Raw genomic sequence first — 22909 nt, 5'->3', positions numbered from 1 at the left:
AAAACCAGAAACGGACAATAAGTATGAACAGGATTAAAGTTAGTTTACCGGAGAGTTATTCTTTTGCTACAGAGATCACGATCAGGATCACGGATCTTAATTATGGCGGGCATGTTGGGAATGATGCGTTTCTTTCTTTGATACATGAGGCCAGAATGCAGTTCCTGCATCATTATGGTTATTCGGAGACGTCGTTTGAAGGATGCGGGCTTATCATGGCTGATGCTGCCATAGAGTATAAACATGAGCTGGCCTATGGCGATAGTGTAAGGATATCTGTTGCGGCAGGAGGTTTTGACAAGCTTGGGTTTGATATTTACTACCTGATTGAATTACTTACGCCTGATGGAAGCAGGCTGGCGGGCAAAGTGAAAACGGGGATGCTATGCTTTGATTATAAAGAGAAGAAAAAAGTTGCGGTACCTGCGTATGCCCAGCAGAAGCTAGTGCAGCATTTTATTCCTTAGGTTCATCCCTTCGTTTAAAGAAATTATAAGATCGAATAGCCAGGTGGCGGCGCTTGTTAATGCCGGGGCTTAGCTATTTTCATTTCACGGGTTATGTGCGCACCGTGGAGTTATGTACCCGGGCAGGGAATTTATTGTGTACTGTATTGGGAGGCGTTAGATCAGCTATTCCAGATCTGCCAGTTGGCTTCGGCCTGGATGACGAGCATGTCGTAGCCGTTTTTGATGATGGCTCCTTGTTGTTGTCCGAGTTGGAGGAAGCGGGTAAGGGGTGGATTATATACCAGATCGTACAGGTAATGGTTTGGGGTAAGGAGGTGATAGGGAAGATCGGGTGAGGTTTGCACATCGGGGTAAGTGCCGAGTGGGGTGCAATTGATGATCACCGGATGAGTGGCGATCACTTCGGGGGATAAGTGGTCATAGGTGAAATGTCCTGGTCTTTGCTGGCGGGAGACGAAGTGATAGGGTATTTCTTTTTTCTGCAGAATATATTGAACAGCGGCAGCTGCCCCGCCTGTACCAAGGATAAGCGCCCTGGTATGATGCGGTTGCAGCTGTGCTGTAAAGGAGGTTTCGAAACCGGCCACGTCGGTATTGTAGCCGTATAATTTGCCGTTGCGGATGCGTACGCAGTTGCAGGCGCCCATGGCGGTCACCACTTCATCCGCTTCCGTTAACCAGGGCAGGATAGATTTTTTGTGTGGTATAGTGATACAGAAACCTTCGAGTGCGGGTTCTGCTGCCAGCATTTGCGGCAGGGACGCTATATCCGGGCAGGAGAACAATTTGAATTGGGCATCGGTGACTGCTTCGCGCTGGAATTTTTCTTCAAAATAGCGTTGCGAGAAGGAGTGAGTCAGCGGGTAGCCGAGGATTCCAAAAGTTCTCATACTGTATTGTTTTTTCCCCTGATGCCGTTTGTTGTCGGAATGATTTCATTTCATCAAGCGCGCCAGGTTTCACCGAGTTTACCCTGGCGACGCGGGCGGCGTTTATATATCAGGGGTGGTGTGCTATTAACGGAGGGTTTCTTTGTTAAGATAGAGTTCGAAGGTATCGCCTCTGAGGCCTACGCGCATGGCTTCCATGGCGATGACTTCGGAGGGGGCGATATTACCGAGGTTGGCGTTACAGCCGAGTAGTTCGAGGAAGTAAAGCTGTTGTGCTTTCTGAGGCGCTTCCCAGAGGATCTTTTCGCCGGGGATCTGTGTAAGGATCTCCTGCACCAGGCCTTCCCTTACTTCACCGCTACCGCGATAGATACCTACGTTTCCGGATTCCCTTGCTTCGGCGATCACATAAGTGGCGCCGGCTTCGAGTTCTGCGCGCATCAATTCGATCCATTTGTAGGGGGGGATGATGTGGGCGGCGTCTTTGCTACCAACTTCGCTCAATACGGTACCGTACTGGGTCAGTTTTTCGATATAACCACATTTTTCGGCGTGGGGGATGGTAACGGAGCCATCGCTCACTTCCATGTAGTTGATGTTATAGTCTTCGCAAACGCGGATATAATCTTCGAACTGGTTACGAACGAGGAATGCCTCGAAGAGGGTACCGCCGAAGTAGACGGGTATATCGTAGGACTGATATACTTCAATTTTTTCCCTGAGGTTGGGCGTTACGAACGAGGTACCAAAACCTAATTTAACGATATCGACATGCGGAAGCGCTACGCTTAAAAAATTGTGCACTTCGTTTATGCTAAGCCCCTTATCCATCACCATTGTTATTCCATCTGTCCTGGGCTTACGATTTCTATCCGGCATCTGAGATAAAGAAAAATTCATCATAACATTCTTTGAAGGCTGCAAAAATAGGGAACGCAGCGCATATGAATTTTTTTGGATAGGTATGAGGGGCGTATTTGTCCGTGAACGGTTAAATTTTTCGTCCTTTTTTGTAGCGGGCGATCAAATCGACGACCTGATTTTTCTGTAAGATAGCGGGCGCCATTTCGACCAGTTTTTTCACGAGTTTAGGCGCGAGGCTCATTCCTTTTTCGAGTTGGAGGAGGCCTTCTTTCATTTTTCCGCCTGCAAAGAGGGATGCGCTGTAGTGGAAATAGAACACCGGTTTATTTTCGGTGGCGGCGAGTGCGGCGCGGCACTGGGTCACTGCTTCGTCGTAGAAGCCGGCTTTATAGAGGCAGCGGATGAGGGCTTCCCAGCCTGTAACGCTGCGGGGTTTGGAGCGGACGACGATACTGAAGAAAACGATGGCTTCCTTGTATTTTTCCTGTTCCATTTTACATTGTCCCATGGCGAGGTTATACTCGGGCACCGTTTTCTGGATACGCATGGCATTATCGAGATGTTTTACGGCGCTATCCCATTGAGACTCATTAATATAAGTAAGAGCAATTTTATATTGCAGTTTGCTATCCTCCGGGTTCATGTGGGAGGCTTTGCGGTAGTGGAAGCGTGCCTGGGCGAAGTTGCTAAGCCTGTGGTAGCAGTGACCGATGGCTTCGAAGATGACTTCTTCGGGGCGGGAGAGCTCGAGCACTTTTTCGAGGGCTTCTATGGCCTCTTTGTATTTGCGGAGGCGGATGAAAGCGTCGCCCATGTTCCTGTAGGCGTAATCGAATTTTTCGTCGATTGCGATGGCGAACTGGTAGGCGTCGATCGATTTTTCGTACAGTTTGAGGCCCTGATAGGAAGCGGCGAGGTTGAACCAGGCCAGTTCGTTATAGGGTTGTTCTTCAATTATTTTCTGGTGGAGGCGGATACTTTCTTCGTTGCGGCCGGTGAAATCGGTCCAGAAGCAGATCTTGTAGAGTGCTTCTTCGTTTGCCGGTTCTTCTTCGAGGATAAGTTTGAGGCAATCGAAGACCTTGTCGAATTCTTCGTAGTCGTCGTACACGTCGGCGAGTTCGAAGAGGAGGTCGATGCGTTCTTCGCCATCGAATCTGAGGAGGGCGTCTTCGAGGAGGACGACTGCTTTTTCCTGTTGGTCGAGGGCGAGGTAGGCGTCGGTTTTGAGGATATAGAGGTTAATATCGTTAGAGTCGAACAGTTCGGCCTGTTCGAGGACTTCGAGGGCCTCGTGGTATTTGCGTGTTGCGAGTAAGAGGTCGGCTTTTTTGATGAGCAGCTGTGAGGAGTAGGGGAAGTATTCGAGGCCTGTTTCAGCTGCTTCGAGGGCCTGTGCATATTCTTCTCTGTCGTCGAAATAGTCGATGATGCGTTCGAAGGCATCTTCTTCCAGGAACGAGTGGCTTCCTCCGTTTTTTAAACGTTCGTACTGATTCAGCAGTTCCTGTAATTCTTCCCGGTCTTCACGAAATGGATTCTCTTCTCTCATATTACTCACGTTTCTGAAAAGTAAAGGAAATCGTGCATATTTCCAATTTTGTCGCCTGAAATTAATATTTCATCCTTTTTAACAAAAACAATAAAAAGTTGTTAAATAATTTGCAGAAATAACATAAATTTGCATTTAGAAATGTCCAGAAAGCATTTAAATATCACCATACTCACTGCAATGTTACTTTTTACGGTAGCACATGCTGCGTTTGCGTCATTTACTGGCTCTTCTGACGACAGAATTACGAAGTTCAGCCTTAAAAGTCTGAAAAAGTACAGCAAATCCTATTCTTTAACGGGGTTACGTCCTACTGCTTTGCGTTTCAGCGGCAGCCAGGACCTGGATATTCAGAATACGGGCGGTGGCTTGGAAGTAAATTCCATGATCCGTATGGAAAGAGGCAATACCACTTATGTATTTCCTTATAAGTACAAGGTGAAATCCACCAAGTTCAAGACTCCCTCTCCTACTAATTAAGTTTTACGTTTAAGTTATTGGTTTCCTGTTTGTTTGCAGGTGTTTTTGTTTGCCTGTCACCATTCATGGTTAATACAACTATTGCTCCCGAGGTTGTTCCGGGTGTTTTTTGTTTGCCTGTTACAAGTATTTCTGCCAGGCACGTTGTATTTCCCTCCCGGTTATTTACGAATGTTTTGTTAGCCTGCTACAAGTGCGCTTGAATGCGGTTGTGGGCGTAAGGGGATAGCAAAGCTTTGCATTGGCAGCAGGGTGCTGCGCAAACGTTGGCCTAGGGGCTGGCTGCAGGTGGCTGTTTTTTAGAAGCAACACCGGTAATGCCGGGCAGGAAGCAAGTGCGATGTAAGTGCGATGTAAGTGCGATGTAAGTGCGATGTAAGTGCGATGTAAGTGCGATGCAAGTGCGATACAAGTGCGATGTAAGTGCGATACAAGTACGATGTAAGTACGGTTATGGCTTATTTAGGGTATACTGCCGGATACCGACGGCATATTTATAGCATTAAGTGTCCGGGGAGCTGGTTTCATATGATTATTTGAGTGTTAGGATTGAGAAAGCGGGGCGGGACCGGTGGTTGTATGATTGGGGAAGCGGCAGCGGCCGGGAGATCTTCCTCCTGTGATGAGGCTTTCAGTGCCGTTATTAAACCTGGTTACGGGGATAGTAGTTCCAAGGCGGCTTTGGTGCGGCTTTAAGACGGCTATATAAAGCGTAGTTTTCGAGACCTGCTTACAGCAATTATAACGCGGCGGGAAACAACAGGGTAAAAATCCCGCTTTTTGCTGTTTCATTCGCGGCGTATTACTGCGACGGCGGTGTGTTGCCGGTGTGGGGACAGCGCGTTGTTACGGCAAAATCTTTGCCGGTATGTTGGGCTGTAATTGTGGCAGGAGCTGTTTGTTACAGGATCCTGTATCCCGATTGGGGGATTTCGAACCTGGAAGCGGGGACGGGGTTCAGGTTAATACGGGTGGCAGTGAATTTAACGTTGCCCTTTCCATTTTCGCCAGCGGTTTCGTATTCGAGGGGGAAACCCGGCACGCCTTTGAACTGGTAGTTGTTTTCGCTGGCGGAAGGCGTAATGCCTGTAGCATAGTAGACGTTAAGAGTTGAGCCATCTTTCAGTTTCAGCTGCGCTTTTTTGCAATAGTAGCCGAGGATCGTTTTGCTTTCGTCGGTCAGGACCACTTCCATTCCTTCGTAGCGTTTGTTCTGGGCTTTCCACTGTTCTGCGCTAAGGGTGGTCATATACTTGTTGCCGCCTATTTCGCGCAGGATGACTGCGGTTTCCGTTTTACTATTGTAGAAAGTAGTTTGGACGAAATTGCTGTTCACCAGGTCGGTCCTGGTTTCCACACCGCGTATATACAGGGTTTTAGTGGAAGGAGATTTGGAGGCACCGTCGATGATAACGTCGAAGCTGACGGTACAATCTGCTACCACTTTAGGATTCTGGGCCTGCGACCATACGCTGGTTATAAAGAACAGACAAACGATCAGGATTTTCTTCATAAACATGATGATGCGTGAGTGATAAAAATAATCTTTTTTACCATAACTGCGGCTTAATCATGGTATTATATATCATCGCAGACAAATTATCACGGAACGTATTGTTTTTCAATGTACGTACCGGTCTGATTCCCGAAATCACGTTTGTGAGAAAACATTCTGAGGCTTCGAGCAGCATGGTTTCGGTAACGGGGGTTTCTTCTACAGACATTCCTTCGCTTTTAAGCATGCCGAGCAGGTGGCGGCGCATGACTCCATTTACGCAGCCTTCGCTTAAAGGCGGGGTTTTGATGGTGCCTTCGTGGACAATAAAAACGTTGGCGATGGTGGCGTCTGTGATCCTGCCGGCGGCGTTGAGCAGGAGGGCATCGTGCAGGTTGTGTTGCTGCGCCCATAGTGCTGCCATGGCGTAGCCCAGGTAATTATTGCTTTTAACGGATGCATATTTGTCGGCTGGTTTACAGGCATCGCGGAAGATACCGATGGTGATCCCGTGTTCGTTCCAGGTGGCGGGCTGGAGGGGCCAGGACTGGATAAGGTAGTTAGGGAGATGGTTTTCGGGATCGTATAATCCTCCGTTGCCACGGAAGACGGTAATACGGATGCGGGCGTGTTGTGCGTGGCCGTTAAGCTGCGTCAATTTCAGCACCTGTTCGTGCAAGGCATTGGCGTTAAAGGATGGCGGGGGTTGGAACTGAAGGAGTTGCAGGGATTGAAACAGTCGGTCGAAATGATATGATGCGAGAATCATTTTGCCATTCACCATTTTAATAGTTTCGAAGAAGCCGTCGCCGAATTTGAATCCGCGGGAATCGGGGGAGATAGCTACTTCTGTAGCGATGGTTCCATTAAAGTTGATGTGGGGCATGCGTAAAATTAGATGGTAGATGACAGATGACCGGCGGCAGGTGCGGATTTTTTTTGCTTAGGTTTGTGTTATGACAGTGGGAGATATTATACGGGAGCTGGAGGCGGTGGCGCCGGCGGCTTACCAGGAAAGTTACGATAATGCCGGGTTGCTTACGGGGCAGCGGCAATGGGAATGTACGGGGGTTATATGTGCGCTGGACGTTACCGAGGCGGTGATAGCTGAGGCTGCCGGGCTGGGGTGTAACCTGGTGGTGGTGCATCATCCTGTTATTTTCGGGGGGCTGAAGCGGCTTACCGGGAGCAATTATGTGGAGCGGACGGTGATAGCAGCCATACGGCATGATATTGCCATTTATGCTATTCATACCAATCTCGACAATGTTATTGCGGGGGTGAATGACAGGATTGCGGAGCGTCTGGGGCTGACAAACCGGCGGATACTGTTGCCCAAAGGCGGGTTGCTGCTGAAGCTGGTGACCTTTGTGCCTGTTGCGCAGGCGGGGATGGTGCGGGAGGCTTTATTTGGCGCGGGTGCGGGGCAGATTGGCCAATACAGTGAATGCAGTTTTTCGGTGAGTGGTGCGGGGACCTTCAAGGGGGCCGCGGATACGCAGCCTTTTGTGGGTACACCGGGAGAGCAACATATGGAAAAAGAAGAGCGGATCGAGGTAATATTACCGGCGGTTCACCGGCAGACGGTGGTGGCTGCGCTGTTAAAGGCGCATCCCTATGAGGAGGTAGCTTATGACCTAATACCTTTAGCCAATGATTTTCAGCAAGTTGGGAGTGGGTTGTTGGGAGAATTGCCTTCTGCGATGCCTGAGGCGGATTTCCTGGCGCTATTGAAGGAGGCCTTTGGATTAGCGGTGGTAAGGCATACTCCCCTATTGGGAAAGCTGGTTAAAAAAGTAGCATTGTGCGGGGGTGCGGGCAGCTTTCTGACGGGGAAGGCTATAGCGTCGGGGGCTGATGCTTATGTGACGTCGGATATAAAATATCATGAATTCTTTGATGCTGACGGCCGCATTTTGCTGGCGGATATAGGGCACTGGGAAAGCGAACAATTCACGATAGACCTGCTTTATGATATTTTGCTGGCAAAATTCCCTACCTTTGCCCTCCTTAAATCAAAAGTGAAAACCAACCCGGTTTCTTACTATATTTAAGGGTCTCAAACACAGTTATATAAAATAGTAACATCTGAATATGGCAACAGTAAAGGATTATTCTGTTGAAGAAAAACTCTCCGCCCTCGTAAGGTTGCAGAAAATTGATAGCAAACTGGATGAGATCCAGATACTAAAGGGAGAGCTTCCTATGGAAGTGAGTGACCTGGAGGATGAGATTACTGGTTTAACCAGCCGCAGAACAAGAATTGAAGAAGAGATCAACGGCATCACCGAATTCATTGAGCAGAAGAAAAATGCTATCAAAGAAGCGGAAGCACTGATCGCCAAATACGAAAAGCAGAGCACCAGCGTTAAAAACAACCGTGAGTTTGAAGCTATCAACAAAGAGATTGAGATGCAGCAACTCGAGGCCAAGCTGGCTGAAAAGCATATTCGTGATGCCAATGAAGAGCTGGCAGAGAAAGCAAAATCACTTGAATACGCGAAGAAGCAAATTGCCACTAAAGAGGGCACGCTGACTCACAAGAAAGGTGAACTGCAAAAGATCATTGCCGATACAGAGAAAGAGGAAACTCATTTCAACGACGTTGCTGCTGAAGCGCGCAAAGGAATGGATGACCGTTTACTTTACTCTTATGACCGTATCCGCAAGAGCTACCGTAATGGATTGGCTGTTGTTCCTGTTGAAAGGGATGCGTGCGGTGGTTGCTTTAATGCTATTCCTCCACAGAAACAAAGTGAGATCCGCCAGCGCAAGAAAGTAATGGTTTGCGAGAACTGCGGAAGGATCCTGGTGGATGATGATCTGAATAACTCAGTTGAAGTAAAATAAGAATGCAGCACAGTATTTGATAAACGGAGGGGTACTTAAAAGGTACCCTTCTTTATTTTGGACGAATGATACAAAAGTCACTACTCTTCCTGCTTGCACTGATAAGCTACCTCGGGGAGGTACGCGCTGAAAAAGTTTTCGATTTCAATGCCACTTGCCAGAAAGCTTACGGCGAGATCACCAGTTTGCGTTTACGTGCGGGCCAGCAGACCTTGCAGGAAGCCAGGAGGAGCAATCCTGACAACCTGGTGGTTGATTATCTTGAAAGTTATATTGATTTTTTCATACTGTTCTTTAATGAAGATCCGGCGGAGTATTCGGAAAGGAAATCTCATTTTTCGGAGCGGATCAAGTTGCTTGCCACCGGTCCGAAGAATTCACCTTTTTATAAATATTGCCAGTCGGTGGTTACGTTGCACAAGGCTACTGTTGCCATTAAGTTTGGGGAGCGCTGGAGTGCGGGCTGGGATTTCAGGCGTGCGTTTGCACTTATCAAAGACAACCGGAAGGCCTTTCCTTCGTTTGCTCCCAATGACCTTATTTATGGTCCGCTGGAAGTGGCTGCGGGGACGATCCCCGATGGTTATAAATGGCTGGCCAACCTGTTTGGGATGAAGGGTTCGGTAAAGGATGGGATGGCGAAGATGCGTCATTTCCTGAACGGCACAGACGGCTGGAACAGGGTATTTTTCAATGAGGCCGTTTTCTATTATTGTTACCTGATGTTCTATATAGAGAACAAACCTGACGAGGTGTTAAGTTTCATACAGCACCGTCGTCTCGATGTTGTGAATAATCATTTGTTCACTTACCTGGCGGCCAACCTGGGCATCAACGATAAAAAGACGGAATACGGTAAGAATGTGGTGTTGAACAGGAATATGTCGCCCGAATATTTATCGACCCCTGCCTGGGATTTTGAGCTGGGATATGCGCGGTTGCGTCACCTGGAGTTAACGGAGGCGATCCATCATTTTGAGCGATTCGTGAACACTTTCAAGGGTAAGTTTTATGTGAAGGATGTTTATGAAAAGCTGAGCTGGTGTTATTACCTGCAGGGGAATATGCAGGCGGCCAATAATGCGCGGCAGCAGGTAATAAGGAAGGGCGGAACGGATACGGATGCGGATAAAAAGGCGCTCAAAGACGCTAAAGCGGGTGGCTGGCCCAATGCGCTTTTACTGAAAGCGCGGCTGCTGAATGACGGCGGCTATAACAAGGAAGCGCTGGTAATACTTGCCGGTAAAACGACGGACAGTTTTAGTTTGCCGGTAGAGAAGCTGGAGTTTGCTTACCGGGTGGCCCGTATATATGATGATGTAGGGCGTGACAGCGATGCTGTTCAGACCTATCTAGCGGCTATGAAGCTGGGGCAGAACCGTACGGAATATTATGCTGCCAGGGCGGCATTACAAATAGCTTATATTTATGAACGCCAGGGAAACAAGGCCATGGCGATCACCTATTTCCAACAGTGCCTGGATATGGACGACCATGAATACAAGGATTCACTGGACCAGCGTGCCAAAGCTGGTATTGCCCGTTGCAAAGGGCAGTAAACAGTGCGGTTACTGTTGTTGGATGTTTGATTTGTTTTTACATTTGACCGCTTCGTTTAGAATTAATGTTTTTAGACTTTTGATGAAGTTATATGCTACAGAGCCTGCACATACAGAACTATGCGATCATTGATAAGCTAACCATCCGGTTTTCGGATCAACTGAACATTATAACGGGGGAAACCGGGGCGGGCAAGAGTATATTAATGGGCGCCCTGAGCCTTATACTTGGTGAGCGTGCCGATACTTCGGCGTTGCGTGATCCGGGTCAGAAGTGTTATATAGAGGGTGTTTTTTCTGTTGCCGGCAAGCCGGAGATCAGCCGTTTTCTGCGTGAGCATGACCTGGAAGAGGAAGCGGAGCTGGTAGTAAGGCGTGAGATTGCGGCGAGCGGTAAGTCGCGTGCTTTCATCAATGATACGCCTGCCACTGTACAGCAGCTGCGGGAGATTGCCTCGTTGCTGGTAGACCTGCATCAGCAGTTTGATACGCTGGAGCTTGGTAATGCCGGGTTTCAGCGGACTGTACTGGATGCACTGGCCAATCAACTGCCTTTGTTGCAGCAGTATCGCCAATTGTATGGGCAATGGCAGAAAACGCAGGCTACGTTAAAAGCTTTACAGGAGCAGAAAGCCGGCTTTCACAAGGAACTTGATTATAACCAGTTCCTTTTTGATGAGTTGAGCGAGGCTTGTTTCAAGGATAATGAGCTGGAAGATCTTGATAAGGAGTTACAGGCTTTAAGTCATGCTGAAGAGATAAAAACATTATTATCGAAGGTAAGTTTTGATCTAAAAGAGAGTGACGCGCCTGTTATCACTATTGTAAGGCAGCTGGCCAACCAGTTACAGCAGTACCAGCAGCATCATTCTTTGCTTCCTGCGTTAGCGGGCAGGTTACAGAGCGTATATATAGAATTACAGGATATTGCATCGGAAGCGGGCAGTATGGGTGATACGATGGTATCGGACAGCAAAAGGCTGGAGGATGTGAATGAGCGTATTGCGCTTGGCTACCGTTTATTGAAAAAACACGGATTACAGACGACGGGTGAGCTGCTGGCATTGCAGGCGGAGCTGGGGCAAAAGCTGCAGTCGGTATTAGAGATCGACGATGCTATTGCGAGCCAGGAGGCGGCGGTAGCGCAATTATTGAAGCAGGCTACCGCGCTGGCGCAGCAGTTATCGAAAGCGCGCCTGGCGCAGGCGCCTGAGCTGGAGCGCAAGGTGAACGGCCTGCTGGCGCAGATAGGTATGCCTAATGCGCGGCTAAAGGTGAGCATTACCCTTTCGGCTTTACAGGCAGACGGGACGGACGTTATTGAATTCCTGTTTGACGCCAATAAGAGCAACCGTTTTGAGCCAATCCGCAAGGTGGCCAGCGGTGGGGAGCTTAGCCGCCTGATGTTGTGTATAAAATCGCTTGTAGCGCAGTCTATAGACCTGCCTACCCTTATTTTTGACGAGATTGACACGGGGATATCGGGAGAGGCGGCGAAACAGGTGGGAATTATCATGCAGCAACTGGGCAAGGGGCGTCAGATCATATGCATCACGCATCAGCCTCAGATAGCGGGTAAAGCCAATGCCCATTATTTTGTATATAAGGAAACCAATGGGGATAAGGTGACCACCGGTATTCGTGAATTGAGCAAGGAAGAGCGTATACTGGCTATAGCCCGTATGCTAAGCGGCGAGCAGCCAACGCAGGCCGCGCTGGAAAATGCGAGGGAAATGGTGGTACAGTAAGTTAAAAATTGTTTTCTTTGCGCTCGTTCTCAACAAACAAAACCTAAATAAACTATGGCATACAACTTACTAAAAGGCAAACGCGGCATTATCACTGGGGCGTTAGATGAAAATTCCATCGCCTGGAAAGTGGCCGAGCAGGCTCATGAAGAGGGAGCTACGTTTGTACTTACCAATGCCCCTATTGCCATGCGTATGGGTGAAATTAACGCGCTGGCCGAGAAAACCAACTCCAAAATTGTTCCTGCGGACGCTACCAGCGTGGAGGACCTGACCACCTTATTCACTGAATCACAGGAGATATTAGGTGGAAAAATTGATTTTGTGCTGCATTCTATCGGGATGAGCGTTAACATCCGCAAGAAAATACCTTATACAGAATCGAATTATGAATATTTCATGAAGGGCATTGACGTTTCTGCCATGTCGTTTCATAAGATGCTGGCGGTAGCCAAAAAGCTTGATGCTATCAACGAGTGGGGCAGTGTGGTGGCTTTGAGCTATATGGCGGCACAGCGAACCTATCCTTTCTACACTGATATGGCTGATATCAAGGCTATGCTGGAATCTATTGCGCGCAGCTTTGGTTACCACTATGGTGTAGAAAAGAAAGTAAGGATCAATACCGTATCACAGTCACCTACCAAAACCACTGCCGGTACCGGTATCAAAGGTTTCGGGGACTTTTATGATTTTGCCGATTCTATTGCACCGTTGGGCAATGCATCTGCTGAAGACTGTGCTAAATATTGTATCACACTGTTCTCTGATCTTACCCGTATGGTTACTATGCAGAATCTTTTCCATGACGGCGGTTATTCTTCTACCGGTGTGAGCAATGAAGTGATGCAAAAACTGGGTGTAGAATAGATGCGGGTTTTAAATACGAATTCATTTAAAACGGGAGCGATAATTACGCTGGTGCTTGGCATCAGCGTATTGGCCTGTTCGTTCGCGGTTGGCAAGCAGGCGCTTTTCCTGTTACTGAATACTGATCTGGGACGTGTGGCGGATTATTTCTTTGCCGGCGCTACTTACCTGGGAGACGGGGCCGTATGGGTGCCGTTGCTGATATGGGTGCTTGTTAAACGCAGAAAGGAGTTATTGCCTTTGCTTATCAGTTCTTTTGCGCTTACTACGTTGTTGACGCAGGTTTGCAAGTATATAATCGTTCCGCATGAGGCGAGGCCTACGAAGGCTATAGCCGATATTTCCCTTATACATACCGTACCGGGTGTTGAGTTGCATACCGTATCCAGTTTCCCATCGGGTCATACAGCCACTGCTTTTACTATTTACCTGTTGTTATGCCTGCTGATAAGGCAGAGGGCGTGGGTGGGCATTGGGTTGTTATATGCATTGGCTGTGGCTTATTCACGGGTATACCTGGCGCAGCATTTCCCTTTAGATCTTGGCGCGGGTATGATCGTTGCGTTTCTTTCGGCAAGCGGCGCTTTACTGATACAACAAAAGATACAAGCTAAAAAAGAGGCCGTATCATAAGCGCGATACGGCCTCATTTTTCTCGGGTAACTGATGGAGAAGGGTTCCCGTTTAAGCAATTCTCAGCGGCTATTTTTATTTACGAGCCACTCTCCATAACTGCCTTAGAGGGTTGTGCTAGTTTTCAAATCCTGTAGATACTGTTACTGCTTTCCATTTCTCTATATTCTCCTGTAAAGTCTGGATTTTCAATTGGGCCATGTTGTAGGCATCCTGTCCGAGGAAGAGATGCAAGGGGGCTTCTTCCTGTGCGGCCACCCGGATAAGCGCGAGCGCTGCTTTATCGGGGTCACCTGCCTGGCTTCCATTTAAGTTCCGGTGCATATCCTGGCTTTCTCTTACGGCCTTATAGGCATCTATTTCATTAGCAGGTGTAGCAAGAGAACCGGAGGCGAGGAAGCTGGTGCGGAAATACCCTGGTTCCACTACCGTTGCTTTTATGCCGAAGGCTTTTATTTCTTCGGCGAGGGATTCGGTTAAGCCATTCACTGCAAATTTGGTTGCGCAGTAAATGCCCCAGCCGGGGAAATTGCCATAAAAACCACCGATAGAAGAAATATTGAAGATATGTCCTCTACCCTGTTCTCTCAGGAAAGGCATTACCTGCCTTATCACATTCAGTGTTCCAAACACGTTTACGTTGAAGTTTTCACGTGCTTCGGCATCGGTTAATTCTTCGAGGCTACCGAGCTGGCCGTAGCCTGCGTTGTTCACCACTATGCTGACACTTCCGAATTTTTCGATTGTTTGACCGATTGCGTCGCGCACTTCGCTTTCTGCTGTAAGATCTACTTTAAGCGGCAGGAAGTTGTCGTGACCACCAATTGCCTCTTCGAGATCCTCTTTTCTGCGGGAGGTGGCAGCCACTTTAAAACCCTGTTCGAGCAGGTGTTTTACAAGGGAGCGACCTAAACCTTTAGAAGCTCCTGTTACAAACCATACGTTGTTGTTATTCATACTTTAGTTTTTTTACAAGAACAAAGCTAGTATGTGAAAGGGCTGGCGCTGTTGCGTTATTCAAAGGAATAATTGCGAAATTCAAACAAGGGGGCCGCGGATCAGGCGATACGGAATGCGGAGGGCGTTAACGTGGTGTGTTTCTTAAAGAAATTATTAAAGTGTGCAGGTTCTTCGAAACCAAGCGTGTAGCTTATTTCGGAGATATTCCAGTTGGTGTGGCGCAGGAGCATTTTGGCTTCGGAGGCAACACGTTCGGAGATGTGATGCGTTGTTGTTTTACCTGTAGTGACTTTGATGGCGCGGTTAAGGTGGTTAACGTGTACTGCCAGCTGGTCGGCAAAGTCTTTTGCAGAGCGAAGCGTAAAGCGCTGCGCAGGAGATTCTATAGGGAACTGGCGTTCGAGCAGCTCGGTAAAGATAGCTGTGATGCGGGCATTTGCATCGGCATGATGGTAAAGCGTTTCGGAGGGTTGGATCTTTAAAGCATAGTGCATTAGCTCTGTTACGTAGTTCCTGATAAGATCGTATTTGTATTTATAGTCGGAACCTATTTCTTCTTTCATTTTATGAAAGACAGCGACCACGTATGCTTCCTGAGTTTGGTTCAGCGGATATGCCGGTTTGCCTCCGGGGGCGAACATAGGTAAATCGTTCATGTTGCCACGGAGTTTTTCGGAGAAGAAAGCTTCTTTAAAGATGCAGAAATAACCCGTTTGTTCGTCGCTCAGGGGTTCCCAGTTGTAGGGGATATGGTGATTGAAGAAAATGAGTGTAGGTCCGTCGATCTCTATGCTTTTATTGGCGTAATGATAGAGGTTTTTTCCTCTCATAAGGCTGATCTTATAGAAATCCCTGCGGCTATATACAACGGGCGTTCCGTGTGCGCCTATACAGTCTTCGAGCCGGAACACGTTGAAGTGTCCGATATCCTGTTTGAGGTTATCGGGCAGCCAGTTCATTTTTTTCTTATAAAACTCTTCGAGAGATTCGGTTACCATAGCCTTTTGTTTTAAGCGGCAGCGACGGCATTCCAATGCGTTGTACGCCATTTTAGCAGCTTCAATCAAAATTACGCGGCAGTTTGCCGACCAGATTGCGTATTTCAAATGAATACTTGCAAAATTCAAACAAAATCAGTTCTTCAAGGGGTAGCGGGCGGCACCATTTTCCCGGAGGCAGGGTGAGGCATTCCGGAATTACTTTTTCAGATGGACCGAGGGCGATTGTTCCGGCAAGGGAATATAGTCGTTATCGCCATTTATCAGCGGGAAGCGATGGGCGGCCCAATCCTCTTTTGCCTTTTTTATCAATGCAATATCGGAAGCAACAAAGTTCCAGTAGATATGCCTTTCTTCCGGAAAGGGAGTGCCACCGAAGAGGTAAACTGTTGTACCTGCTTCCATAACGAAGGAGCACAGCGCTGTTTCTTTTGCTACGAGAATACGCTTTGGTTCATATTTATTACCATCGTTTTCTATGCTGCCTTCGAGGATATACATACCCACTTCGCCAAACAACGAGCTACCTATGTTGATGGTCTTACGTTCTTTTGTTTTCAGTTCGAGGAGGTATAAGGGACTATAAACGGGGATTGGAGAACGATGGCCCATGACTTCACCTGCGATCAGCTTATATGAAACACCATCCTGCTCCCAATGGGGGATAGCATCGCCTTCTACGTGAAAGAAAGCCGGTTCCATTTGTTCCAGTTCTTTTGGCAAGGCCACCCAGATCTGGAGTCCATGTAAAAACTTATCGGAATGTCTGAGGTATCCGGGCGTTCTTTCGGAATGAACAATACCTTTTCCGGCTGTCATCCAGTTAACCTGTCCTGGTACAATTTCGATCTCTGAGCCAAGCGTATCGCGGTGCATAATATTGCCTTCGAAGAGATAAGTGAGTGTAGAAAGGCCAATATGCGGATGCGGGCCAACGTCAAAATTTTCTCTTTCGTTCATACGCACGGGTCCCATATGATCTATAAATACAAAAGGGCCTACCATTCTTTTATCACGGAAAGGCAGCAAGCGGCCTACCATAAAATTCCCCAGATTTGTGGGACGTTCTTCGATGATGAGATTGATGTTGGACATAGGGTAAATTTAAGGAATAGATGGTAGATTTTTTGAGGCGTGATCATATAGTGAAGCCGCACCCATTGGGAGGTGCGGCTTTGTTGTTCGAGGGCTTTATCAACGGGGAATTATAAGGTAATGTTCAGCGGGAACACCGCTTCGGCATCGGTGGATGATTTTGTGCTGTTTACCAGGTCCGTTTCCGATTTGCCACCGTTGGGGTAGTGCCGCAGGGTGATTTTGATAGTACCGGAGGCTGCAGTTGCGATTGTAGTCCATTTACTTTGCAGGCCAAGGGATACATTGTTTTTGTCTTTGTCGAGATCGGAAACGGTGATGTTTGCGCCTGAGGGGTCGAAGTAAAAGCGGTGGTCGTGGCCTTCCGACTCCACCTCTTCTGTTACGTTATCTACCGGAGTTTTTGTTTCATCGAGCAATAATATATGCACGTTATACACTTTTCCTGCTTTAAGGTTTATGGGATCTATAACGGGCAGTCCAGGTCCGTCGCCATCAGCGTCTTTCCAGTTAAACGTCAGAGTGTCTTTTGTGTTGTCGGTGGCTACCGCTTTTACTCTTACGGTGGTTATTACTTCGTTGTCGTTTACTTCCGGCGCCTCGTCGTCTTTGGAGCAAGAGGTGACCGCTGCAGAGATAAGTCCTGCTGCCAGGAGCATTTTGATTGTCTTCTTCATTGTTTTTGTTTTAGATGATGTTTAATTATAAAAATTCTGAAAAGGTATTTTCAGGTGAATACTAATATTCCTTCCCATATCGTTGGCATAGTAGCGGAAGCTGTTCATGTACTCGCGGTAGGCTTTATTAAAGAGATTTTGTACGCCTACCATTATTGTTAAGGGCCAGTGTTTTGCCTGTATTGTGGTTCCCACCCAGATGTTCATCAGGGAGTAGGCATCGGGCGGCGCCTTATAATCCTGCATACCGCTTTCCGGTCCGGGTACTCTTGGTTTGTACACTGTTGCCCATTCGGCGGCGATATAACTGTTGCTGGACCAACCTTTATTGTTAAAGTCGTATGTAAGTTTATTACTCCATCTATCGGAAGGCATCAGGATCAGCCAATCGCTGATCTGCGTGTTACGTGCTCTCAGCAGTGCGAGTCTGGAATTCCATTCGAAGCCTTTTGTTAGTTTCCATATAACCGAGGCATCGAGTCCTTTTAAGATGGCGTTTGTTTGCCTGTATCTAAATAACGGGAATGTGCCTGTGATGGTTACCATAGAGTCGTTGGCCATTGGCTGGGTGTAGATAAAGTTGTTGATGTGGTTATAATAGATATTCACCTCCGTAGAGAATTTTTTACCGGGAGTAGTGTAAGACAGGCCCAGGCTGGTATTAAAGGACTGCTCGGTTTTCAGGTTCATATCTCCTATTTCATAAATACCTGCGCCGCCGTGTATGCCGGCAACGAGCAGTTCATTCACATGAGGTGCGCGGGAGGACAGGGAAACATTGAGATTTGTTTTGAAATTGTCTGTAAATGCATAATGCGTATTCAATGAGCCCGCCAGGGTAGAAAAGGAGAAGTTATGGTTGATCTCGGACTGGTTGTACTGGATGCGTTTTGTATCGATATTCTTATAATCGAATCGCGCGCCTGCTTCTATGCCCAGTTTTTTACGGCTCCATTTTTCGATCCAGTAGGCGCCTGTGGTATACGAGAAATAGTTTGGTATCAGGTAGCGTCCTGAGTATGCGTTCTTTTGCTGCATGAAAGAGAGGCCAGCGGTTCCTTTGAAGTTACCTGTTTGGGGATGCTCCCATGCCAACTCTTCGGACAATGTGAGAATGCGGAGGTTGACTTCGGGTGTCGTTTTCTGCCTGTCGCGTACGATATCGTATTCTTTCCTGTTATTATACTGAGCGGCCAGTGTAGCTTTAAACTGGTGCCTGTTCCTGGTAAACGCTCCCGATAATTTGAACAGGCGGTGGAGCACTTCCTGCCTGGGTCTTTGAATCGCATATGTTTGCTCACCCAGGAAGACGTCGTTGGGTTTGCTTTGTGCGATAGCTGTTTTAAGGTCGGTAACGGAGGTGGTATGAGAGCCGGTGAACAAACCAAGATCTGTAGAGAACTGACTGAAGTAGGCTTGTATGTGGTAGTGTTCTTTTCTCCATTCGGCGGTAGCTGAGAAGTTCAGTTCTTTCAGTGCTGTGTTATTCAGGCGATAACCCGGAGTTGCCACGTTACCATTCTGTTTAAATGTGCCCTGTATACGCCATGCAAGTGCGGGGTTATTTTCGAGCTGTTGTTCGATGATACCTGAAACAACATATCCTCTATAGTTGGAAAAGTAGCCTGTATTCCATTCTCCGGCCCATCCCGGGAGGCGGCGTAATGGCCTGGGGTCAACCAGGATCACTCCACCGATGGCGTCGGAGCCGTATTTCAATTCATCGACACCTTTGATCACGGTCAGTTTATCGGCCAGGTAGGTGTCTATTTCCGGGGCATGTTCATTTCCCCATTGCTGTCCTTCCTGCCTGACGCCGTTGTTGATGGTGAGGATACGGTTACTATGCAGGCCATGAATAACGGGTTTGGCGATGGTTGAACCGGTACTGAACATGCTAACGCCATTGATCCTGCTCAATGCCTGTGCAAGAGAGAGGCCACGTGTTTCTTCGAGGCTTCGCCCTGCCAGCTGCTGACTGAATCCTGCAATGGCTGGCGTTGTTTGGGCGGCTACTACTACGCCTGCCAGGTTATGTCGCATATGAGGCAGCGCAAGGTCGATATGTGCGTTGGCGGTGAGCCTTACAGGCTGATGAAGCGTATCGCAACCGACATGCCTTACTTCGATCATATAGTTACCGGCGCAAAGCCGTGTAAAAACGAAATCGCCATTGTCATCGGTAAATGCCTGCTGCCCCGTTTCCCTGATGACAACGGTTGCTGCCGTCAACTTTTCCTTACTATCACTGTCAATTACATGACCTGTAAGCACAAGGCTACAAGGCTGCGCGCCAGCTGCTACCGACAGTAATGCCAGTATAACAGCTAATAAAAGCTTGTTCACTACGACGAAATAAAAATTAATAAATAGGCCGCCTTAAAAAGGGAACCAGGAGAAATAATATGGCAGGCAAAAAAGGTTTAGGCCATAGCCGGCGGGCCTCTCAGGGAGTTAAAGATGAGATATACGAGTGGTGACGCTTCAGCTGCCCCGGCGGGGAGGATAGCAAAGAACTGTCTTATTGCGTAATGGAATACAGGTAATTCGCTGATAAAGGACGATTGTACTACGAGATGATCGGCATGACAGTCGAGATTCACCTGGGCATCGTGGTCGCCTGAGCGCTCATGAGAAGCGTAGGTATGATCGGCGATGAGTTCATGCCAAATCAATTTGGGAGTGGTGCCAAAGGCAAAACTCAGTAGTAACAGCACTAGCCCAAGGGATCGTATGAACCGGCGACGATGCATTAATGTAACGAAGTTGCAAATATAGGAATGGATGCCGGATGGAGGATGGCAGACAGCAGTTTTTTTTATGTGGGGGATGGCGCGTATGATAGTGAACGAACCCATCTTCTTTTAATTCCTCTTTGGTGTCTTCGAGGTTATTGAGATATTCAGTGGCTTTTTCCGTGTCTTCGAACAACTGCGCAATCATGGCTTTTCTCTGTGCTTTTTGAACGGCAGGGACATCTTTCATAATAGGACGTAGCCTATCGTAATAGGCCCTGTGCCCTTCATTGAGCGCCAGCTGATGGTTTCCATAGCGGATGCGTTGTCGGAAATGCCCCACCATTGGGCAAGGCTGGACTTCATATCGTCTTTATGCTGCCCGGCAGTAAGACTATTGATATAAGAGCCGGTTTATTCTCCGTTTACAGCGCCGGCATTAATGTTGACCTGTTGTTCGTCAGTGAGATTGGCATCAGGATTCTTTTTATAGCCTTTACTAAATGCATGTTTCACTTTCTACTACCCGGCAATACTTTTACCAGCAGGAAAGAGACAAGCATTATTCCTAACATAACATAGGCGAACCATGGTAATTGTGGCATAGGTGGGAGGTTTTACAAATACTTTGCCAAACGGGCCCCACCTATCGCTGCTACTTTTTCATAGAAAAGCGTGTTTGCAAAACCACTGAAGTCATTACCAGGAACAGCCCTATATAAAATGAGAAGTTGACTTCTTTTCCTTCGTTAAAAAAAAGAAAAGCAAGGATAATGGAGTAAACGGGTTCCAGATTAAAACTCAGGTTTACTGTAAATGCCGGGATCTTTTTCAAAGCTTCCGCAAAAAGGATATAGAGTCCTACAGTGCAGAACAAAGCCAGGGCCAGCAGGTACAGCGTGTTTTTCCAGCCGGGGATGAGGCTATCAACCGGGAAGAAATGAAGATAGACCGGGATGAAGATGCCCAGCCCTATCGTTCCGCCGAGCATCTGGTAATAATTGATCAATCTGGTATCGTACAGCTTCACCAGCCTTTCATTATAAATAGTATAAAGAGCCGAAAATACTGAAGAGACCACACCAAGCGTTATACCAACCTGGTAAGAAGAATCGAAGTGGAAGATAAGGGCAATGCCGAGCAGGGTAAGCATACTTAACAGCAACTCAGACAGCGCATGCTTCCGTTTATTGATGAGGGGTTCAAAAACAGAAGTAAAGAAGCTGGTAAGGCAAAAGCAGACAACACCTATCGAGATATTGGAATATTTAATGCTTGCATAAAAGAGCACCCAATGGATGGTTAACAGCATGCCTACTTTCCCGATGTCCCATTTTTTTCTTGCCGGGATATTGGCAGATATACCGAACAATTTCAGGATGCAGAGTAAAAAAAGAAATGAAAACAAGACGCGGTACCAGACCAGCAGGCCTTCGTTAAGTGTAATCAGTTTACCAAAAACACCGGTAAGTCCGGCAAGCAAAACAGCTATGTGTAATGACAGATATGACTTTTTCATAAAGAATTATCCCTTGCTTCCTAAGGCAAATTTTAAATATGCTTCAATAATTGATAACAGGGAGGTTCACGTTAATGCGTGGCCTCAAAGGACGGATTTCCGTAAAAGATGAGAGAAATAAATTAACCTTAAGGAGGGGAAAGACAACCCTTTTTGTTCATATCCAGTGACTTTGGGGCAAAGGTAGCTAAAAACGGGGGTTGAAGTGATCCTGCATTGGCTACTCTTAACATTTTCTTTATCAATGATGCATCGGTAACATGCGGGACATATTAGCACGGGAGAGATAACAGGATAACAGAAGGACAGGTAGCAGGTAGCTTATACAACGCTAAAGTTTTTGCTGCTGCTATCAATTGATTTAAAAAATAACAGCCACGGGGAGCCATACTTCACCATTAATAGTTCGTTCCTAACTGGCCGCAATGCCACATGGTATGCTTTATACTCCAATCGATCGCTTATCAAAAACACATTTCATGATGCCCTGTTCTATCACGCCTATCTTATTACATACCCTTCCGCTATCGCTGAATTTATCATTTCTTTTAAGGACTTGCTTTGTAAACCCGGCGCGGAAGGTTGCAGCCTGTTCGGACGCTCCGGGTATCAGGTATGGGCTTTATTTTGAAGTGCAATGCCCAGAATTATCAACGCACAGCCGAGGAGTTGCAACAGGGTCACGTTTTCGTGTAATACAATATGGGCTGTAACTATAGAAACCGGAATTTCTATGGCCGCCAATACACTCCCCAGGCTCAGGCCTATGGCAGGAAACCCTTTGCTAAATAATACCGGAGGCAAGATTGTGCCAAAGACCCCCAGGAAGATCCCCCATTTGAGCAACACTTCGGGACGAAAATCGCTGATAATATGCAGGTTCCAGAAGATAATAATGGCAAGCAGTCCTCCCAACACCAATAATTTAGAACGGTAGAACAACGGGCGACGCAGCGCTACATGGTTGGCTGCATACATTGATCCGGTGTAAGTCATTGCCGCCATGAAACCATATATCATTCCGCGGAAGCTCCACTGTGCGCCTGCTGTAATAAGGCCCGTAGCGAGTACAGTACCTGCTAAAACTACCAGGATCACCAGGATCTGGCTAAGTTGCGGCAGCTTTTTGTTCCTGACACAATCGACGAGTATGCCCATCCAAACGGTTTGCATGAGTAATATAATACAAACAGATACCGGCAGGTATTGTACCGATAAATAGTAGAATGTACTGGTAAGGCCGAGGCAGGTACCGCCCAGCACTAATTTCCGGAAATCCTTTTTGCCAGCCGCAGAAGCTTCCGGTGGTGAAACAGCTTTTTTCCTGAACAACAGATCGGCAACAGCCAGTACAATAAAGCCAGTTATAAACTGTGCAAACGTAACAGATGCGGTGCTATAGCCCTGCGAACCTGCCAGCTTTACAAAAGTGGCCAGGATGCCATAGCTGGCAGCTCCCGCAATAACGAAAATGATCCCTTTCAGCTTTTTCATTCCATCCTTTTAGCCGGTCA

The 22909-nt window shown here is 47.4% G+C and carries 23 protein-coding genes; 8 read left to right on the top strand and 15 right to left on the bottom strand.

Going from position 1 to position 22909, the window contains the following annotated elements:
• Positions 1 to 23 precede the first annotated feature (23 nt).
• Positions 24 to 467: a thioesterase family protein gene (locus ESB13_RS20645; protein WP_129005598.1), complete on the top strand. Its 444-nt coding sequence runs from the start codon at positions 24 to 26 to the stop codon at positions 465 to 467.
• Positions 468 to 628: 161 nt separating this feature from the next.
• Here ESB13_RS20645 and ESB13_RS20640 read toward each other — a convergent pair whose 3' ends face one another.
• The 3 genes from ESB13_RS20640 to ESB13_RS20630 form a co-directional block, all read right to left on the bottom strand.
• Positions 629 to 1360 carry a shikimate dehydrogenase family protein gene (locus ESB13_RS20640; protein ID WP_129005597.1) on the bottom strand — a complete coding sequence of 244 codons (732 nt, stop codon included), beginning with the start codon at positions 1358 to 1360 and terminating at the stop codon, positions 629 to 631.
• A 126-nt stretch (positions 1361 to 1486) separates the two neighbouring features.
• Positions 1487 to 2260: a phosphosulfolactate synthase gene (locus ESB13_RS20635; RefSeq protein WP_129005736.1), complete on the bottom strand. Its 774-nt coding sequence runs from the start codon at positions 2258 to 2260 to the stop codon at positions 1487 to 1489.
• A 91-nt stretch (positions 2261 to 2351) separates the two neighbouring features.
• On the bottom strand, positions 2352 to 3776 hold the full coding sequence (locus ESB13_RS20630) for a tetratricopeptide repeat protein (RefSeq protein ID WP_129005596.1): 1425 nt from the start codon (positions 3774 to 3776) through the stop codon (positions 2352 to 2354).
• Positions 3777 to 3917: 141 nt separating this feature from the next.
• Here ESB13_RS20630 and ESB13_RS20625 point away from each other — a divergent pair, with 141 nt between their 5' ends.
• Positions 3918 to 4256, top strand: coding sequence for a hypothetical protein (locus tag ESB13_RS20625; protein WP_164974298.1), 339 nt, complete (start codon positions 3918 to 3920; stop codon positions 4254 to 4256).
• 543 nt (positions 4257 to 4799) lie between these two features.
• Here the strand turns inward: ESB13_RS20625 and ESB13_RS23850 are convergent.
• From ESB13_RS23850 to ESB13_RS20615, 3 genes are all read right to left on the bottom strand, one after another.
• Positions 4800 to 5048 (bottom strand): hypothetical protein, encoded by a 249-nt coding sequence (locus ESB13_RS23850; protein WP_164974297.1) that lies wholly within the window; start codon positions 5046 to 5048, stop codon positions 4800 to 4802.
• Positions 5049 to 5157: 109 nt separating this feature from the next.
• Complete coding sequence (locus tag ESB13_RS20620; protein WP_129005594.1) at positions 5158 to 5769, bottom strand: hypothetical protein; 612 nt, start codon at positions 5767 to 5769, stop codon at positions 5158 to 5160.
• Positions 5770 to 5806: 37 nt separating this feature from the next.
• On the bottom strand, positions 5807 to 6637 hold the full coding sequence (locus tag ESB13_RS20615) for an aminotransferase class IV (RefSeq protein WP_129005593.1): 831 nt from the start codon (positions 6635 to 6637) through the stop codon (positions 5807 to 5809).
• A 70-nt stretch (positions 6638 to 6707) separates the two neighbouring features.
• Between ESB13_RS20615 and ESB13_RS20610 the strand changes: the two genes are divergently transcribed.
• The 6 genes from ESB13_RS20610 to ESB13_RS20585 all read left to right on the top strand — a co-directional run bounded on the left by ESB13_RS20610 (position 6708) and on the right by ESB13_RS20585 (position 13411).
• Positions 6708 to 7805: a Nif3-like dinuclear metal center hexameric protein gene (locus ESB13_RS20610; protein WP_129005592.1), complete on the top strand. Its 1098-nt coding sequence runs from the start codon at positions 6708 to 6710 to the stop codon at positions 7803 to 7805.
• Between the two features lie 40 nt (positions 7806 to 7845).
• Positions 7846 to 8601 (top strand): zinc ribbon domain-containing protein, encoded by a 756-nt coding sequence (locus tag ESB13_RS20605; protein ID WP_129005591.1) that lies wholly within the window; start codon positions 7846 to 7848, stop codon positions 8599 to 8601.
• 65 nt (positions 8602 to 8666) lie between these two features.
• On the top strand, positions 8667 to 10160 hold the full coding sequence (locus ESB13_RS20600) for a tetratricopeptide repeat protein (RefSeq protein ID WP_129005590.1): 1494 nt from the start codon (positions 8667 to 8669) through the stop codon (positions 10158 to 10160).
• 92 nt (positions 10161 to 10252) lie between these two features.
• The gene (gene recN, locus ESB13_RS20595) at positions 10253 to 11908 is read left to right on the top strand and encodes a DNA repair protein RecN (RefSeq protein WP_129005589.1); all 1656 of its coding nucleotides are present in this window, start codon (positions 10253 to 10255) and stop codon (positions 11906 to 11908) included.
• 54 nt (positions 11909 to 11962) lie between these two features.
• Positions 11963 to 12778, top strand: coding sequence for an enoyl-ACP reductase FabI (locus ESB13_RS20590; protein WP_129005588.1), 816 nt, complete (start codon positions 11963 to 11965; stop codon positions 12776 to 12778).
• On the top strand, positions 12779 to 13411 hold the full coding sequence (locus ESB13_RS20585; RefSeq protein WP_129005587.1) for a phosphatase PAP2 family protein: 633 nt from the start codon (positions 12779 to 12781) through the stop codon (positions 13409 to 13411). It begins immediately after the preceding gene.
• Between the two features lie 117 nt (positions 13412 to 13528).
• On the opposite strand, the gene ESB13_RS20580 is transcribed toward ESB13_RS20585, so the two are convergent.
• From ESB13_RS20580 to ESB13_RS20545, 9 genes are all read right to left on the bottom strand, one after another.
• Complete coding sequence (locus ESB13_RS20580) at positions 13529 to 14368, bottom strand: SDR family oxidoreductase (protein WP_129005586.1); 840 nt, start codon at positions 14366 to 14368, stop codon at positions 13529 to 13531.
• Between the two features lie 101 nt (positions 14369 to 14469).
• A complete protein-coding gene (locus tag ESB13_RS20575) occupies positions 14470 to 15369 on the bottom strand; it encodes a helix-turn-helix domain-containing protein (RefSeq protein WP_129005585.1) in 900 nt (299 codons plus the stop codon).
• A gap of 198 nt (positions 15370 to 15567) precedes the next feature.
• Positions 15568 to 16464, bottom strand: a complete 897-nt coding sequence (locus ESB13_RS20570) for a pirin family protein (RefSeq protein ID WP_129005584.1) — start codon at positions 16462 to 16464, stop codon at positions 15568 to 15570.
• A 110-nt stretch (positions 16465 to 16574) separates the two neighbouring features.
• Positions 16575 to 17141, bottom strand: a complete 567-nt coding sequence (locus ESB13_RS20565; protein WP_129005583.1) for a hypothetical protein — start codon at positions 17139 to 17141, stop codon at positions 16575 to 16577.
• Between the two features lie 21 nt (positions 17142 to 17162).
• A complete protein-coding gene (locus tag ESB13_RS20560) occupies positions 17163 to 19487 on the bottom strand; it encodes a TonB-dependent receptor (protein ID WP_129005582.1) in 2325 nt (774 codons plus the stop codon).
• A 77-nt stretch (positions 19488 to 19564) separates the two neighbouring features.
• Positions 19565 to 19858: a hypothetical protein gene (locus ESB13_RS20555; protein WP_164974296.1), complete on the bottom strand. Its 294-nt coding sequence runs from the start codon at positions 19856 to 19858 to the stop codon at positions 19565 to 19567.
• Between the two features lie 264 nt (positions 19859 to 20122).
• Positions 20123 to 20242, bottom strand: coding sequence for a DUF1266 domain-containing protein (locus ESB13_RS24220; protein ID WP_164974295.1), 120 nt, complete (start codon positions 20240 to 20242; stop codon positions 20123 to 20125).
• Between the two features lie 289 nt (positions 20243 to 20531).
• Positions 20532 to 21395 (bottom strand): DMT family transporter, encoded by an 864-nt coding sequence (locus ESB13_RS20550; protein ID WP_129005580.1) that lies wholly within the window; start codon positions 21393 to 21395, stop codon positions 20532 to 20534.
• 609 nt (positions 21396 to 22004) lie between these two features.
• Entirely contained in the window at positions 22005 to 22889 is an 885-nt protein-coding gene (locus ESB13_RS20545; RefSeq protein WP_129005579.1) for an EamA family transporter, read from the bottom strand.
• Positions 22890 to 22909 lie beyond the last annotated feature (20 nt).

The organism is Filimonas effusa, from assembly GCF_004118675.1.
In the GTDB taxonomy this organism is placed as follows: domain Bacteria; phylum Bacteroidota; class Bacteroidia; order Chitinophagales; family Chitinophagaceae; genus Filimonas; species Filimonas effusa.
This window is presented reverse-complemented; position numbering and strand designations above follow the sequence as displayed.

Excerpts from the sequence above, each read along its gene's own strand:
- ESB13_RS20645 (WP_129005598.1), top strand. The coding sequence starts at position 24 with ATGAACAGGATTAAAGTTAGTTTACCGGAGAGTTATTCTTTTGCTACA.
- ESB13_RS20640 (WP_129005597.1), bottom strand. The coding sequence starts at position 1,360 with ATGAGAACTTTTGGAATCCTCGGCTACCCGCTGACTCACTCCTTCTCG.
- ESB13_RS20635 (WP_129005736.1), bottom strand. The coding sequence starts at position 2,260 with ATGAATTTTTCTTTATCTCAGATGCCGGATAGAAATCGTAAGCCCAGG.
- ESB13_RS20630 (WP_129005596.1), bottom strand. The coding sequence starts at position 3,776 with ATGAGAGAAGAGAATCCATTTCGTGAAGACCGGGAAGAATTACAGGAA.
- ESB13_RS20625 (WP_164974298.1), top strand. The coding sequence starts at position 3,918 with ATGTCCAGAAAGCATTTAAATATCACCATACTCACTGCAATGTTACTT.
- ESB13_RS23850 (WP_164974297.1), bottom strand. The coding sequence starts at position 5,048 with ATGAAACAGCAAAAAGCGGGATTTTTACCCTGTTGTTTCCCGCCGCGT.
- ESB13_RS20620 (WP_129005594.1), bottom strand. The coding sequence starts at position 5,769 with ATGAAGAAAATCCTGATCGTTTGTCTGTTCTTTATAACCAGCGTATGG.
- ESB13_RS20615 (WP_129005593.1), bottom strand. The coding sequence starts at position 6,637 with ATGCCCCACATCAACTTTAATGGAACCATCGCTACAGAAGTAGCTATC.
- ESB13_RS20610 (WP_129005592.1), top strand. The coding sequence starts at position 6,708 with ATGACAGTGGGAGATATTATACGGGAGCTGGAGGCGGTGGCGCCGGCG.
- ESB13_RS20605 (WP_129005591.1), top strand. The coding sequence starts at position 7,846 with ATGGCAACAGTAAAGGATTATTCTGTTGAAGAAAAACTCTCCGCCCTC.
- ESB13_RS20600 (WP_129005590.1), top strand. The coding sequence starts at position 8,667 with ATGATACAAAAGTCACTACTCTTCCTGCTTGCACTGATAAGCTACCTC.
- recN (WP_129005589.1), top strand. The coding sequence starts at position 10,253 with ATGCTACAGAGCCTGCACATACAGAACTATGCGATCATTGATAAGCTA.
- ESB13_RS20590 (WP_129005588.1), top strand. The coding sequence starts at position 11,963 with ATGGCATACAACTTACTAAAAGGCAAACGCGGCATTATCACTGGGGCG.
- ESB13_RS20585 (WP_129005587.1), top strand. The coding sequence starts at position 12,779 with ATGCGGGTTTTAAATACGAATTCATTTAAAACGGGAGCGATAATTACG.
- ESB13_RS20580 (WP_129005586.1), bottom strand. The coding sequence starts at position 14,368 with ATGAATAACAACAACGTATGGTTTGTAACAGGAGCTTCTAAAGGTTTA.
- ESB13_RS20575 (WP_129005585.1), bottom strand. The coding sequence starts at position 15,369 with ATGGTAACCGAATCTCTCGAAGAGTTTTATAAGAAAAAAATGAACTGG.
- ESB13_RS20570 (WP_129005584.1), bottom strand. The coding sequence starts at position 16,464 with ATGTCCAACATCAATCTCATCATCGAAGAACGTCCCACAAATCTGGGG.
- ESB13_RS20565 (WP_129005583.1), bottom strand. The coding sequence starts at position 17,141 with ATGAAGAAGACAATCAAAATGCTCCTGGCAGCAGGACTTATCTCTGCA.
- ESB13_RS24220 (WP_164974295.1), bottom strand. The coding sequence starts at position 20,242 with ATGAAGTCCAGCCTTGCCCAATGGTGGGGCATTTCCGACAACGCATCC.
- ESB13_RS20550 (WP_129005580.1), bottom strand. The coding sequence starts at position 21,395 with ATGAAAAAGTCATATCTGTCATTACACATAGCTGTTTTGCTTGCCGGA.
- ESB13_RS20545 (WP_129005579.1), bottom strand. The coding sequence starts at position 22,889 with ATGAAAAAGCTGAAAGGGATCATTTTCGTTATTGCGGGAGCTGCCAGC.